Source organism: Vallitalea guaymasensis, from assembly GCF_018141425.1.
In the GTDB taxonomy this organism is placed as follows: domain Bacteria; phylum Bacillota; class Clostridia; order Lachnospirales; family Vallitaleaceae; genus Vallitalea; species Vallitalea guaymasensis.
In genome coordinates this window covers 2,181,594-2,196,922 of the sequence record NZ_CP058561.1, presented here as the reverse complement: position 1 = coordinate 2,196,922, position 15,329 = coordinate 2,181,594, and the positions used below count along the sequence as shown (strand labels likewise).

Below are 15,329 nucleotides of genomic sequence, written 5' to 3'. Positions count from 1 at the left end.
CAAATTTATTACTTGCATAGATAATTCATTGATTTTATCAAGTCCATTAACATAATGTAGACACCATAAAGACCAATACATTATATAAAGTTTTTTACCTTTAAAATCATCTAAATTAGATACTTTCCGTTTATATCTTACAATGAGAGTTTAAATGCTATTTATTTCACTTTTTTAGAAAATCAGGTGCATTTTCCTCTATAGGATAGAAATGCTCAACTTTTCCACCTTTTATTGTAATATCAAAGGATATTCTATGGTCTTTGTCAACTTCAATGTACATTTCTCTATCATTCATTTTTATGGTGTAACGGTATTTATCCACGTCCATATTTTCAGCTATTTGTAATATTTCCTTCATGGTGTCTTTCATGACTTGAAAGTTGTTTTCGTACAAGTAATAAAACATTGTATCAAACATTTTCTCGTATTTAGTAAAGCGTTCCATGTAGGTCATGTCATGTACTTTGTAATATAGTGAAATACCGTAAGCACTAGGGGTTTTATGTTTACTATGTTTGACACAAAAACCAACTTCTTTATTTTCTATAATGTCTATATCGTAATCGTCTACTGTTCTATCAACAGTATCTACGCAATCATAAATAATACCTAATGGGTGTTCATTTTTGCCTGATTGAGCCAAATATACATAACCTGTATTATCCTGATACACCTTATCCATTGCATACAATAGCTGTAGAGCTGTAACCTCCCCAGAAGGACATTCATAGACTCTATACTTATGCTTAACCTCTGTAGCTATACGCTCATCTTCATTTTTATAATCTCTATAACGTATTACATCAAAGTACATCTTTCCATCAGCATCTTTTTTAATATCCTTCTCTGTAATCATCGGTGGAATAAATATAGGCTTTCTACAAGATTCATCTAATAATCTTACTATAACCGTAACGGCTTCAGCTCTAGTAGCATTACCCTTAGGGTCAAAACCATTAGGTTTGCCAGTAATTAGACCAATACTATAACAGTCTACAACGTTCTGCTGATATTTATTGTCAATAATATTAAAGTCAAGAATACAACTTTTTATAAAATCCAAGTTTAGCTCTTTGTTTCCATTCTCCATTTCTTCAACCTGTCCAAGCGTCCTAGCAGTAATACTCGCCATTTCCTCACGACTAATAATTCTATTATAACTATCAAATTGTCCATACTGAATGATAGATAACTCCAATGCCTTATTTATATAATTAGTAGCCCAATAACCTTCTGCATTCTTAATATCCGTATAACCTAAACTAGTCACCACAAGTTTAATAAAAGCATCAACATTAATATTCTTATCTGGTTTAAAAGATCCATCTTCATACCCGTCAACAATACCTAATCCAACTAATTTTTCAATATTACCCTTAGCCCAATGACTATTAGGTACATCATTAAAAAAAACATCATCTACTGCTTTTACACACGTAGTATTTGAGATTATAAGTGCCATAGTAAGTACTAATATTACTTTTTTCATAAATTATCATCCTTTGTATGTTTGATTTTTTTATAACATAATTATTTATTTTTTACTCCATATTACTAAACGCTTTTATAATATTAGAGTTTGTTTCATGTCCTAAAACCCTTTTCACAATAAAACCATCTTTATTTATATAAACAGCAGTTGGATAAGCTGTTATATCATACGATTTAACAATTTCCCCATTTTCATCTAGTAGAACCGTCATGTTTTTATAATCTAAATTATTAAACCATGTTTTAAATTCTTCTTCCCTCTTTTCACCTTTATAGCCTGGAGAAACTATAGTTAATATTACAAAATCATTCTCTTTTTCCGATAATGTATCTATTTCATCAAGTCCATTTACACAGTGGGAACACCAAGATGACCAAAACTGAATAAAAACTTTTTTACCCTTATAATCTTTCAAATTATGAATCTTACCATTAATGTCTTTCAAAGAAAAATAAGGTGCTGGTTCACTTATTTGTTCATCATTAGTTGCATCATTTTCCTCAATATGCTCTATGTTTCCACCTTTAATTGTTACATCAATGGATACACTTTGCTCTTTATCAATGACAACGTACATTTCCCTATCATTTAGATTGATGATATAGCTGTATTTATCTACATCAATGTTATCTGCATAGGTCAATATCTCAAGAAATTTTTCTTTTATTACTGGAAACTTATCATCATATAGATATAAAAGCATGGTATCAAACATTTCTTGATATTTATAATATCTATCCATGTAAGACATAAGGTGTGTTTTATGATTCATAGAAATATTGTAAGAACTGATAGTATCATGTTTACTGTGTTTTATACAAAACTCAACTTCTGAATTATTAACCAAATCCACAAGGTCATAAGAGTTTTCAATTTCATCAATACAGTTATATTTGATTCCAATAGGATGTGAATCCTCTCCTAATTGTTGGAGATATACATAACCATCATTTTTCTGATAGACTTTATCCATAGCATACAATAGCTGTAATGCTGTAATTTCACCATTAGGACATTCTGATATTCTACAGATATCCTTTTTGCCCTTTTTACTAATTTTATAATTATTGTATCTAACAAAATCAAAATACATTTTATTGTTTTCGTCTTTCTTAATATCACTTTCAGCAATCACTGGCGGTATTAGAATCGGTCTACGAGACTCCTTATCCAACAATCGTAAAATTACTGTAACAGCATCAGCTCTGGTAGCATTGCTTTTAGGGTCAAATCCACTGGATTTTCCAGTAACTAATCCATAATAGTAACTTTCCACTACATCCTGTAAATACTTATCAGCTATATTATAAAAGTCGCGGATATTATTTTTAATGAACACAAAATCATTTTGAATATCATCTTTATCTTCAACGTATCCCAGTGCCTTGATTGTAATACTAGCCATTTCTTCCCTTGTTATACTTCGATCATAAGTGTCAAATTGTCCTTTATCAATAATCGATAACTCTAATGCTTTGTTTATGTAATTTGTTGCCCAATAACCATCAGCATTTTTAATATTTGAAAAACCAATAGCGGTAACAGTAAGTTTAATAAAAGCGTCAACATTGATATTATCCTTTGGTTTGAAAGTTCCGTCATTGAAGCCGTTTACAATACCTGATTCCACTAACTTTTCAATACTGTCTTTAGCCCAATAATCCTTAGGTACATCAGTAAATAATATCTGTTCTGTTGCCTTTGCATATGTATTGTTAACAAGCATAAATATTAATGTAATGAACAATACCGTTTTTTTCATATCCTTCATCCTTTGTCATTTTTTTATTTACTCCTTAATTAACTTCTGATTGATTAAACCTATTAATTATAAACTTGCAATTTTTTATGTTATTCATCATTATTAGACATAATGTACTGTTATTTTAATATATCTAACAAATCTTTTCAATGCAATATTTTAAAATTTTTAGAATTAGGCTAATAAAAACATATTGCAATGTACAAAAAGTAGTAAAAAGGCGAAAAAATACATTATTATTTAAAAAACACTAAAAATATATTGCAAAACTACATAATCTGATATATAATACCATTATGTTACAAAAGTATACAAAGAAATACAATTAATTTAATTAGTACAATAAATATAACTAATAAAATAAATAAAATACATAAATGTCATAGAGGGGAATATTTTATTTATTAGTAATAATGTCGTTGCAAATCTATTATATTTTAATATTGTGTCTATTGATCAATTATCTTTAAGATAAGGCAGGTAAATTATATGGTAGGAAGAATCTATTTTGACAAGTACCGTGTGATTAAAGAAATTGGCAAAGGCGGCATGAGCAATGTTTTCTTGGCAGAGAACATTAAGCTTGGTAATAGATGGGCTATTAAGAGAATCAAAAAAAGTGGTAGTCCCATTAATCTATTAGCTGAACCAAGCATATTAAAAGATCTAAATCATCCATTAATTCCACAAATAGTAGATATAGAGGAAGATACAGAGTATCTATATATTATTGAAGAATATGTAGAGGGTATTAATCTCCAAGAATATAAAAATCAGAATGGAGACATTAATGAAAACATTATTGTCGATTTTGCTGTCCAGATGTGTGACGTACTGGAATATCTACATTCAAGGAAACCTTACCCAATAATATATCGGGATATGAAACCAGGTAATATAATGCTTACTGAAGGAAACAAAATAAAATTTGTTGATTTCGGAATAGCCAGAGAATATAAATATAGCTCCAACACAGATACGGTATTAATAGGTACCAGGGGCTATGCAGCACCAGAACAATATGGATTGGGGCAGAGTGACATTCGAACTGACATCTATAGTTTTGGTGTAACGTTATATTATTTGATATCTGGTAATAACCTATCTTCGCCCTATAAAGTTTTATCTCTAAAAGAATACGGAAATTATTCAGATTCATTAGAAAATATAATTGAAAAATGTATAAGGATACAACCTGAAGAAAGGTATCAATCTGTCACTGAGATAAAAGATGAATTGGTTCACATGATAGATTCGAACAAATCACAGGTGCAAAGAGTATATTCAGTTATTAAGCAAAAGACTATAGGAGTTATGGCACTAACTAAAAGAGCAGGATCAACTTTTTTTGCAACTAACCTTGCAGCAGCATTAGGGGATAAAAATCTGCTTATATCACTAATAGAATTACCCTATGATAACCCTTATATATATGATCTGGTAGGAATTTCTAATTATAATGAATTAACATATTATTCTATTCTCAACGAAATTAATAACAATAAAAATGTTGAGAGGGATAGGATAACAACTATCAACAATATCATGTTTCTGGTAAGGGACCCTACTAGAGGTAAGATAGATAATTGGGACGATAACAAAACCATGAAGTTGATATATTCTGCAAAGGAATCCTTGATTTCCATAGTTGATATAGGTCATAACTATGACAAGATAGAAAGTCTTCTACCAGAATTTGATTTGATATATGTCATATATGATGCTATGCCACCAGACTTGATGGCTAACTATGGTGTACTGGAAAAGATAGAGACTCATAATAGAAAGTACAATAACATCAGGTATGTTCTTAATAATGACAATACTGGTATTAACAGAAGAAGTCTTAATAACTATCTTGGTATAAAACCTAATGTAACAATACCTAGATTACCAGCAGAATTAATGTATAGAAGTGCATATAAAAAGAAGTTTCCATATCAAGAGAAGAAACTCAAAAGTATATTTGATGATGAATTCGTATCAGTATATAGTGAACTGTTACCAAAAGAACTCAATAATAAAAAACATAGAAGAAAATTATTTGGGTAGTTATTAACTTACTTTTACTAGAAGGAGGACAGAAATGAAAAACTTTATGAAAGGTTTAATGGGGATTATTTTAATCGTAATTGCCATTGGCTCTATATTCTATTGGGAGGTGTATGGTAGAGAAAGTCTGTTATTCAAAGATATAGTAGTACTTACCAAAGATGTAAATAAGAATGAAGTAATAACAAAAGATATGGTTCAGATTCAAAAGAGAGAAGAAAATACGCTAATCGACAAAGTTATCTTAGACCCCAATAAAATAATAGGAAAAGCTGCAAACAATTATATTCCAAAAGGAGTTCAACTAGTAGAAAAATATTTTGAAAACCCTAACTTGGTTCTTGATGAAGATGAGTACATATTTAAGATTCCATTAGAATGGATAAAAGCTTTTCCTGATTCTCTTAGAAGGGGAGACGAGATTTATTTTTACGAAGTAGGTAAGGGAACTGAGAATTATAACTCTACTGAAGGAGAAATAGCTGTAAATAATAAAAAAGCTTTAGAAAAAGACCCTATAACTAATGCTACGGTTGCATATGTAAAAGACAGTGCTAACAGAGAGGTTATTACTCTTAGTGATGAAGAAAGATATAATGGGTCAAGCAAAATCAACGAGATAGAAATAATTACTGATCTAGAAACAGTTAATCTATTAAGGGATTCGGTTAATAATGATAAGGTATTCATTATTATGTACCAGTAGATTAGATTGTTCAATCTCTAATGTGTTACATAAAATGGGAGGCAGCTATGGCTACTAACAACTACAGAATACATTTAATATCCAACAACGAGAATTTACGAAGAAAATTATATAATGTCAATTACTTTGAAGAAGTATCTATGAGTACATCTCTAGATGAGATAGAGGAAGATATTGCTATCATAGACGATAGAATAATAGGTGTAAATGATCTACTAGAAGATAGAGGTAAGATATCCTCAAGATATATTTTCTACCAAGTATCAAATGACAACTTCAAGTTTTCAACCAAAAGCATTTTAGAGTCCAATGAGATTAAACTAATTCAGCCTTATATGACAGATGAGAATATAGTTGAATATGTATGCTCAGAAGTAATTAAAAAATATAGATTAACTGTTAATAAGAATATAGTTACTTTTTTTGGTGCTGATTCAAAAGTAGGAACAACTCAAATAGCTCAAAGTATATCAGAGAGGATAATAGATAAATCCTATGCAAGAGTTTGTCTTATATTTCTTGATGGAGAAGCAGGAACTGATTACATAGATATTAATTTCAGAAATAATATAGATACCATTAAGATAAAATTGATATCAGAGCTGGCAACAGTTGATGAGATATTTGATATTGCTGAAAAAGTAAAAAATAATCTATATATTATAGAAGGAACTAAATCCATATTGTACAGAAAAGAATATCAGCCAGAAAATATTTCCTACTTACTTAATATATTGTCATTAGCATGTGACCTTGTAGTAGTTGATGCAGGTAGCTGTATAGATAGAGCAATGCCAATAACTGCACTCACATCTACTAATCATAGATATCTAGTGACCACACAGCAGGCTAACAGTCTAAGGAGATATATGGAAAAGAAGCCTATTTTGGATAGATTATCCTTAGATGATTTCCAAGTCATAGTGAATAAGCATATGGCTGATGGTTCATTATTAACTACTTACGATGTTGCAAAAGCATATGGACACCCTTATCTGTCCAAGATCGAGTTCTCTAAGTATGCTTTGCAAGCTGAAAATGATAAGAAAGCTCTGATTCATTATAATGACAAAGAAGTCAACAAAGATTTTAATAAATTGGTTGATATCATTATAGAACAGCTTAATCTAAGTAAAAAGGAAACTCCTAGAAAAAGAAAATGGTTTGGCATGCAAGGAGTGGGATAACATTATGAATAGTTTAGTGACTGATAAGATAGATTTTTACAATAGAACACAAGTAAAAGAATTTGACTTAGAAGAATATATATATTCTGTTACAGGTGAAAAAAGAGAAGAGATAATAAATATTACCAGAGATGAATTAACAAGATTTCAAATACTATGTGATACAATCTTCGCATACTTTCATACAGGGTGGGAACGTGAAGGTTTAGAAACCAGTACTCTGATAAGACAGAAAAACGCTATTCTAGGTAAAGAACTGGAAGTTAAGTATTTTAAAGATAATATAGAGGATTATCTCAAGAGAAACAATAAACTCATGGAGTGGTATCCCAATTGGTATATGGACATAGTTGATGCCATTTATCAAGAATGTTGGGGATTAGGTGGTATCGCCCAGTGGAAATACAGTAAGAAATATGCTTTATCCCAATCTGCAAAAGTAATAGGCAACAAGATATATTTCATGGAAAATGGTAAGATGAAATTACAGCATCAGACCATATCAGACGATAGAAGAAAACAACTCATAAAAGCACTATTACTTAATGAAAAAAATATTCATTACAACGAAAAACATGCAGAAGTATCAATGCATGATGGAACCAGAATAACCATATACGGTGAGAAATTAGTCAAGGAAAATCTAGAAGTTATCATATTCAGAAAGTACATTATACCCAAGTTATCATTTGAAGAACAGGCTAAGAGAAATACTATACCTCATGAAGTCATACCTATGTTAAAAAATATGGTTGATATAGGATACAATGTAATATTTACTGGTGCTGTAAGAACTGGAAAAACAACTTTCTTAGAGACTTGGCAGATGTATGAAGATACTACTTTGGAAGGTGTTATGATTGAAACAGGAGCAGAGATTCCAGCACATAAGCTTCAACCCTACGCTCCAATCATTCAATTGATAGCAGATGATGATGAACTGGGAAGCATAATGAAGCAAGTACTTAGGTCTGATGCAGATTATATTATTTCAGCTGAAGCAAGGGATGGACGAGCTCTTAATGTATCAATGAGAGCAGCTAACAAGGGAACTAGAAGATGTAAGACTACATATCATACTACTGACCCGACTGATATCTGCTACGATATTGCAGATGAAATAGTCAAATTCTATGGTGGCGATCTGTATAATACCATATTTAAAGTAGCAAAATCTTTTCATTACGTTTTTCACTTCATCCAGTTAGCAGATAAAAGCAAAAAGAGATTAAAAGGTATATACGAAATAAGATTCAATCGTTATGACCATAAGATAAGCATTCATCAAATATGTAAATATGATTACAGCAGTGATAGCTGGCAGTTCAAATATGACATTGGCGATGATAAGAAAGAAATAGGTCATGAAGAAAATAAAAAGGCTTTAACTATTTTTGAAAATGAACTAAAAAAGATTGAACAAAAATATCCTTACAAAAACTATATGGTTTACGAACCTAGATATGACAGCTTAAGAGGTGTAGACAAATGATAAATACAGTGGTTACATTAATAAAAATATTTTTGTATTGTATGGTGATAGTGGGTATCTGGATGATCTCTTCTAATTATATACTGTATTTTCTCAAAGTAATCAAACCTAGAAAAACCTTTAGAAACAACACTCAGGTCTCTTCTTCCAATATGTACAAACATATTAAGAGACTTATATTAATCGTATATGGAAAAGATGATGATAAAAAAGTATCTACCTTCTATTTAATCAGTATACTATTGTTTTTCCTTACTTTTTTAGTGGTAATACAGAGAACATCACTAATCAGAAGCTTGGTTTTTGCAATTATTCTATCTCTTGTACCTTATCTATTTTTAAGATTGCAGTTAAAACAGATAAGGGTAGAAGGAAGTTATGAAGCAGATATATTGATTAATGAATTCTTGAATCAGTACAAATTGAATAATCAGAACATATATGATTCAATTGATGAAACAATCGTAAAAATGAAGGAAGCGCCGGTTATGAAACGACAACTCTTTATTATGTCGTTGAAGCTTAAGGAATACAGAAGAGATGAACAGTTGGAAGAGATAATAGAGAACTTCGTTTATGCTGTAGGAACAGAATGGATTATATTATTGGCGAACAATATATATATTGGCATAACCGATAACATTGATATTACTACAGGACTTGAAGATATTCAAAAAGAAATAAAACAAGCTATTGCTGATAAAGAAAGAGAAAAGAGAATAAATCTGGAAAGTGTCAGCATCGTAAGATATCTGACACCAGTATTATACATACTATCTATAATACTTGCTAACAGTGTATTCAATATTTCCTTTAGAGAGTTTTTGGATTATCAGATTAATACACGTACAGGTTTCAACTATTTCATGCTTATTGTAATAATGACTATATTCAATAGTAGTCTACTTATATTAATGAAGAAACAGAAATTTGATATATAAAAAGAACAGAGAATAGGAGCTAAAATGAAATTTAATATTACTATACTATATTATTGTTTTGTTCTTACCTTATTATATGTTGCTTGGATAGTATTTAAGAGTATGAGGAAAAAGAAGAATTACAACTATGCTTTTCGTCAACCTAAAATGAAATTTACCAAAAGCAATTATTCAAAAGAAGAAATAAATATCGCATTTACAGATGCTGGAATCAATATAACAACAGACAAATATAACAATTTGAGATTAATCATATTTTTGACCACTGTCATACTTACATGTATTTCTTATCATGGCAACAGATTGCCCATAGTCCTTGCATTATGGTTGACAGCCTATCTAATATCAGCACCAGTAATAAAGTTAGGGAAAAAAGACAGTCCATTTATGCTGGTCATCAAGATGATTAAAACTATGCAGAACAAGAAGAAGGATACAGAAATATACAGGATTCTTATTCAGCTAAAAAACATAGCCATAACTCAGCAAGATAAACCATATAGTGCTGACTATACTATCAATCAATTAATAAAATTTTCTAAGCTCACGAGAAATGCTTTAATAAATTTCTTGATGTACTATAACTTAGGAAAAGAAGATGAGGCTTATAAAAAGTTTACAAAAGATATAAATACCCAAATGGGAAATGATATAGGAATGATTCTATTGAAGTTGGATAAGCTCAACCCTACAGAGTTGGTAGAGCAGATAGATATTATAAAAGAAAGAAATAGGGAGAAACACATTACAGAAAAACATAGAAAGCAAAATGCCATATCAGATTTAATTTATCTTCCTATTATAATACCTGTATTTATATTATTTCTTAACTTTATAATGATAACCGTTTGGATTCCTAGGATAGAGAAAGTAATATTTTTGAATTAAATAAAATTCAACTTATATAAAAATGAAAATAAGTAATACGAAATGGAGGAAATATAATGAAAGATTTTTTGATCCTATGTGCAAAAGTAGCTTTAGGAATATTTATTGGATTTGTTTTGATATTTGGTGGAGCAAGTTCACTGAAAGATAAAGCAAATAGTGTTAATGGAGAAGCTGGTAAAGTAATTGATAGCATCTCACTTTCATCAACAACTACACCTAGTACTTCAGATTAATGAAAGGATTGTTAACTAATTGAAAGACTTCATAATAATGTGTGCCAAAATAGCCCTTGGAGTATTTATAGCTGGAGCATTGATATTAGGTACTATCAAAGGTTCTGCTAATAATAGTCTACTACACAAAACAAAGAATGTAATGCAACAGAATTTAGATTTCCAAAAGAATTACCCGTAAAAATAAATTAAGTAAAGATTATTGTATGAGTTATTATATTAACTCATACAATTACTATTATTATTAAAGAAAATAATATATAAACAACAGCTAATCATAATAAATATAAGAATAAATACTTAATAATTACTAATCATAAAAAAATAACCTATTAAATTACTAAAAATATGCAAAAAGGGGAAATGGATAAAAATGAAAGATTTTATAGTTTTGATTGCAGTTTTAATAATCCTATTACCATTCCCGCTGCAATACGCATTAGAAGAATATAACCATAATCAAAAATCAGAAATACAATCATATGTTTATACTGCAAAAGAAAAAGCTAAGCAAGAAGGGTATTTCACACCTGAGATAAAGGAACAATTAATTGATAACATTACTAAAACTTTCCATATAGAAGAAAGTGATGTACATATAACAACAGAGAAAGTACGTAAATATAGGCAAAGCAAATTCAATGAGGATAATCTTATATATTACAAAATTGAAGTGCCAATAAGAAAAATAATAGCTGTTCCTATACTATGGGGAATCGGTAATGACGAAAACAAAACAATGTATACCATAGAGGGGTATGCTGCGAGCGAGGCGATATTATAATGAAACCATTCATATTTACACTTGCCATGCTTATACTGTTTTCAATCTTTTTGACCTATCAAACGGATAATAATACCTACAACAGACAACTGGAAAAACTAAAGCAGGTAGCAGATGAATGTTCAGCGGCGGCAGGGCTTTTCTATGATGAAGAAGCTTTTTCAGCAGGATTAACCATCTATAATCAAGAAGAGGGCAAAAAAGCCATAGAGTATATAATAAAAAAGAATCTAGACTTAATAGATGAACACTCACCTTCAGACAAAAGTTATTGGAAAGATACTATTAATTATAAAGTAGTATTTTTTGACAACAGTAATACTGTTTTCCCACATTCCTATACAGATGACCTTAATAGATTCACCAAGCTTATAGCAGAACCTACTATAATAGTAGAGATAAATGCAGGAAAACCACCTTTTAGATTAAAATTCCTTCAATTAAGAAATGCTGTAAGATCATCTGCTTATGAATATTTGGAAAGGTGATTAATCGACAAAAAGGCTTATTAAGCTCTTTTATATTTGGTTAACATTGTTAAAAAAATAACCGTGCATACAATATACTTACTATTGACATTAGGTATATATTAGTGTTACACTAACAATGTTGAAAATTGTTTAAAAAAATTTAATTATATATAAGGAGGGAACTTGTCAATGGGTAATATGTTAGAAATTCGTTGGCATGGTCGAGGCGGACAAGGTGCTAAAACAGCATCATTATTGTTAGCTGAGGCTGCGTTCGACACAGGAAAATTCATCCAAGGCTTCCCAGAATACGGTCCAGAGCGTATGGGAGCACCTATCACTGCATACAATCGTATAAGTGATGAAAGATGTCCAATTCATTCAAACATTTATGAACCTGATTATGTAGTAGTTGTAGACGAAACATTAATCGATGTAGTTGATGTAACTGCAGGTCTAAAAGAAACTGGTGGTATCATCATTAATACATCAAAGACACCAGAAGAAGTAAAGTCCAAGTTAAAAGGTTACAAAGGTGGAGTATACACAATTGATGCTAGAGAAATTTCTATGGCAACTCTTGGAAGATATTTCCCTAATACACCTATGCTTGCAGCAGTAGTAAAAGTAGCAAAGATCATGGATGAAGATACATTGATTCAATCAATGGAAAAATCATTCCACCACAAATTTGCTAATAAGCCACATGTAATTGCTCCTAACATGGAAGCATTAAAGAAATCACTATCGGAGGTGAAAGGTGCATGAGTAAGAAATTCGAACATGATATAGTGCCAGCTTATACGCCTTGGCAAGATACAACTCCAGGTGGTGTAATAACTGAAGCAGGAAACGCTAATGAATTTAAAACAGGTGACTGGAGAGCTATGAAACCTATCTGGAATTCAGATAAATGTAAACAATGTTTACTATGTTTCCCAGTATGTCCAGATGCATCAATTATAGTTAAAGATAAAAAAATGACTGGAATAGATTACGATCATTGTAAAGGTTGCGGAGTTTGTGTTAAAACTTGTCCTTTCAATGCATTCGATTTTGTACCAGAAGGTGAATAATAGATAGGAGGGAAATGAAGATATGGCAATTCGTGATAAATTATCAGGTAACGAGGCTGTAGCCATTGCGATGAGACAAATTAATCCTGATGTAGTAGCAGCATTCCCAATTACTCCATCAACAGAAGTACCTCAATACTTCTCAGCATTTGTTGCAAATGGTCAAGTAGATACAGAATTCGTTCCTGTAGAATCAGAACATTCAGCTATGTCAGCTTGTATCGGAGCAGGAACTGCAGGTGCAAGAACAATGACAGCAACATCAGCCAATGGTTTAGCATTAATGTGGGAAATGTTATATATCGCTGCATCATGTAAATTACCAATGGTATTATCAGTAGTTAACCGTGCGTTATCAGGACCAATCAACATACATAATGATCATTCAGACTCTATGGGTGCTAGAGATTCAGGATGGATTCAAATATATGGAGAAAACAATCAAGAAGCATATGATAACTGTATCATGGCAGTTAGAATCAGTGAAGTAGAAGATGTTCAACTTCCTGTAATGAACTGTTATGATGGATTCATCACTTCTCATGCTGTTGAGAATATTGAACTTCTTGAAGATGAAAAAGTTAAAGATTTCGTTGGTAAATTTGAGCCAAAGAATTACTTATTAAACAAAGATGAAGCTATAGCTGTAGGTCCACTAGCTATTACAACTCATTACTTCGAGCACAAACGTCAACAAGCAGAAAGTATGAGAAATGCTAAGAAAGCTATCTTAGAAGTATCAGCTGACTTTGCTAAATTAACTGGTAGAGAGTATGGCTTATTCGAAGAATACAAAATGGAAGATGCTGAGAGAGCAATCGTTGTTATTGGTTCTACAGCAGGAACAGCTAAATTCGTAGTTGACGGACTTAGAGCTAAAGGCGAAAAAGTTGGTTTAATTAAGATTAGAGTATTCCGTCCATTCCCATCAGAAGAACTTGCAAAAGCTTTAGCAGGAGTTAAAGCAGTAGCTGTATTAGACAAATGTGATGGATTCAACGCTAAAGGTGCTCCATTATTCACTGAAACAGTTAGTGCATTATACTATGGTGAAGCAAAACCATTAGCAGTAAACTACATCTATGGTTTAGGTGGTCGTGACGTTAAGACTAATGATATAGATAAAGTATACGCTGATTTAACAGAAATCGTTAATGCTAACAAAGTAGACGATCCTTATCGTTACTTAGGCGTAGTAGAAGCTTAAAATAATTGGAGGTGAAATAGAAGATGGCATATAATTTAAAAGAAACAACACAAAAACCAGAAAGATTAACTGGTGGACATAGAATGTGTGCTGGATGTGGTGCTCCTGTAGTAGTACGTACTATCCTTAGAGCATTAAAAGAAGAAGATCATGCAGTAATTGGATCTGCAACAGGATGTTTAGAGGTTTCTACATTCCTTTATCCTTTTACAGCTTGGAAAGATTCTTTCATCCACTCAGCTTTTGAAAACGCTGGAGCAACAGTTGCCGGTGTAGAAGCTGCTTACACATCACTTAAAAAACAAGGTAAATTAGATGATACTTATAAATTCATAGCTTTTGGTGGAGACGGTGGAACATATGATATCGGAATCCAATCATTATCAGGTGCTATGGAAAGAGGTCATGACATGGTATACGTATGTTATGACAACGGAGCTTACATGAACACTGGTATTCAAAGATCATCAGCTACACCAAAATATGCTGATACAACAACTTCACCAGCAGGTACAGCAGTACCAGGTAAGCAACAATACAGAAAAGATTTAACTAGAGTTATGATTGCACATGGTATTCCATATGTAGCTCAATCAGCTCCTTTCAAAAATTTCAAAGATTTATATGAAAAAGCTGAAAAAGCTATCTATACTCCAGGTCCAGCATTCCTTAACGTATTAGCTCCATGTCCACGTGGATGGAGATACGAAAGTGAACGTTTAATGGAATTATGTGAAATCGCTGTAGATACTTGCTTCTGGCCATTATATGAAGTAATTAATGGTGAGTACAAGTTAACTTACAAGCCTAAAAACAAACGTCCAATCAGCGATTGGTTAGAAGCTCAAGGAAGATTCAAGCATGTAGCTAAGAATCCAGAAGTTGTAGCTGAAATCCAACAAGTTATTGACGAAAGATGGGAAACATTATTAAGACTTTGTGGAGAAGAAGCTTAATAGATTCTCTCTTATTATATAATTTAAGCACCAGTCATTTTATGGCTGGTGCTTTTAATATATATTTTATTAACAAA

The 15,329-nt window shown here is 31.3% G+C and carries 16 protein-coding genes; 14 read left to right on the top strand and 2 right to left on the bottom strand.

Going from position 1 to position 15,329, the window contains the following annotated elements:
• Window positions 1–166: 166 nt before the first annotated feature.
• Together HYG85_RS09790 and HYG85_RS09785 are read right to left on the bottom strand one after the other, a co-directional pair.
• The gene (locus tag HYG85_RS09790) at window positions 167–1,492 is read right to left on the bottom strand and encodes an S-layer homology domain-containing protein (RefSeq protein ID WP_212693308.1); all 1,326 of its coding nucleotides are present in this window, start codon (window positions 1,490–1,492) and stop codon (window positions 167–169) included.
• Between the two features lie 52 nt (window positions 1,493–1,544).
• Complete coding sequence (locus HYG85_RS09785; protein WP_212693307.1) at window positions 1,545–3,257, bottom strand: S-layer homology domain-containing protein; 1,713 nt, start codon at window positions 3,255–3,257, stop codon at window positions 1,545–1,547.
• Window positions 3,258–3,746: 489 nt separating this feature from the next.
• On the opposite strand from HYG85_RS09785, the gene HYG85_RS09780 reads away from it, so the two are divergent.
• The 14 genes from HYG85_RS09780 (at window position 3,747) to HYG85_RS09715 (ending at window position 15,252) form a co-directional block, all read left to right on the top strand.
• Window positions 3,747–5,309, top strand: a complete 1,563-nt coding sequence (locus HYG85_RS09780; protein WP_212693306.1) for a serine/threonine-protein kinase — start codon at window positions 3,747–3,749, stop codon at window positions 5,307–5,309.
• Between the two features lie 34 nt (window positions 5,310–5,343).
• On the top strand, window positions 5,344–6,015 hold the full coding sequence (locus tag HYG85_RS09775; RefSeq protein ID WP_212693305.1) for an SAF domain-containing protein: 672 nt from the start codon (window positions 5,344–5,346) through the stop codon (window positions 6,013–6,015).
• A 47-nt stretch (window positions 6,016–6,062) separates the two neighbouring features.
• A complete protein-coding gene (locus tag HYG85_RS09770; RefSeq protein WP_212693304.1) occupies window positions 6,063–7,202 on the top strand; it encodes a P-loop NTPase family protein in 1,140 nt (379 codons plus the stop codon).
• 4 nt (window positions 7,203–7,206) lie between these two features.
• Window positions 7,207–8,694, top strand: a complete 1,488-nt coding sequence (locus HYG85_RS09765; RefSeq protein ID WP_212693303.1) for an ATPase, T2SS/T4P/T4SS family — start codon at window positions 7,207–7,209, stop codon at window positions 8,692–8,694.
• Window positions 8,691–9,635 (top strand): hypothetical protein, encoded by a 945-nt coding sequence (locus HYG85_RS09760; RefSeq protein WP_113672783.1) that lies wholly within the window; start codon window positions 8,691–8,693, stop codon window positions 9,633–9,635. Before HYG85_RS09765 ends, HYG85_RS09760 begins: the two co-directional genes overlap by 4 nt.
• Window positions 9,636–9,659: 24 nt before the next feature.
• On the top strand, window positions 9,660–10,523 hold the full coding sequence (locus HYG85_RS09755) for a hypothetical protein (RefSeq protein ID WP_212693302.1): 864 nt from the start codon (window positions 9,660–9,662) through the stop codon (window positions 10,521–10,523).
• Between the two features lie 56 nt (window positions 10,524–10,579).
• Window positions 10,580–10,759 carry a hypothetical protein gene (locus HYG85_RS09750; protein WP_212693301.1) on the top strand — a complete coding sequence of 60 codons (180 nt, stop codon included), beginning with the start codon at window positions 10,580–10,582 and terminating at the stop codon, window positions 10,757–10,759.
• A gap of 19 nt (window positions 10,760–10,778) precedes the next feature.
• Window positions 10,779–10,940, top strand: coding sequence for a hypothetical protein (locus tag HYG85_RS09745; RefSeq protein WP_193774475.1), 162 nt, complete (start codon window positions 10,779–10,781; stop codon window positions 10,938–10,940).
• Window positions 10,941–11,132: 192 nt separating this feature from the next.
• Window positions 11,133–11,543, top strand: a complete 411-nt coding sequence (locus tag HYG85_RS09740; RefSeq protein WP_212693300.1) for a hypothetical protein — start codon at window positions 11,133–11,135, stop codon at window positions 11,541–11,543.
• The gene (locus tag HYG85_RS09735; RefSeq protein ID WP_212693299.1) at window positions 11,543–12,031 is read left to right on the top strand and encodes a hypothetical protein; all 489 of its coding nucleotides are present in this window, start codon (window positions 11,543–11,545) and stop codon (window positions 12,029–12,031) included. The genes HYG85_RS09740 and HYG85_RS09735 overlap by 1 nt, the downstream gene beginning before the upstream one ends.
• A gap of 171 nt (window positions 12,032–12,202) precedes the next feature.
• Window positions 12,203–12,781 (top strand): 2-oxoacid:acceptor oxidoreductase family protein, encoded by a 579-nt coding sequence (locus HYG85_RS09730; protein ID WP_113672778.1) that lies wholly within the window; start codon window positions 12,203–12,205, stop codon window positions 12,779–12,781.
• Complete coding sequence (locus HYG85_RS09725; protein ID WP_113672777.1) at window positions 12,778–13,089, top strand: 4Fe-4S binding protein; 312 nt, start codon at window positions 12,778–12,780, stop codon at window positions 13,087–13,089. The genes HYG85_RS09730 and HYG85_RS09725 overlap by 4 nt, the downstream gene beginning before the upstream one ends.
• 22 nt (window positions 13,090–13,111) lie before the next feature.
• The gene (porA, locus tag HYG85_RS09720; protein WP_212693298.1) at window positions 13,112–14,296 is read left to right on the top strand and encodes a pyruvate ferredoxin oxidoreductase; all 1,185 of its coding nucleotides are present in this window, start codon (window positions 13,112–13,114) and stop codon (window positions 14,294–14,296) included.
• A gap of 23 nt (window positions 14,297–14,319) precedes the next feature.
• A complete protein-coding gene (locus tag HYG85_RS09715; protein ID WP_212693297.1) occupies window positions 14,320–15,252 on the top strand; it encodes a thiamine pyrophosphate-dependent enzyme in 933 nt (310 codons plus the stop codon).
• The last annotated feature ends 77 nt before the right edge of the window (window positions 15,253–15,329 follow it).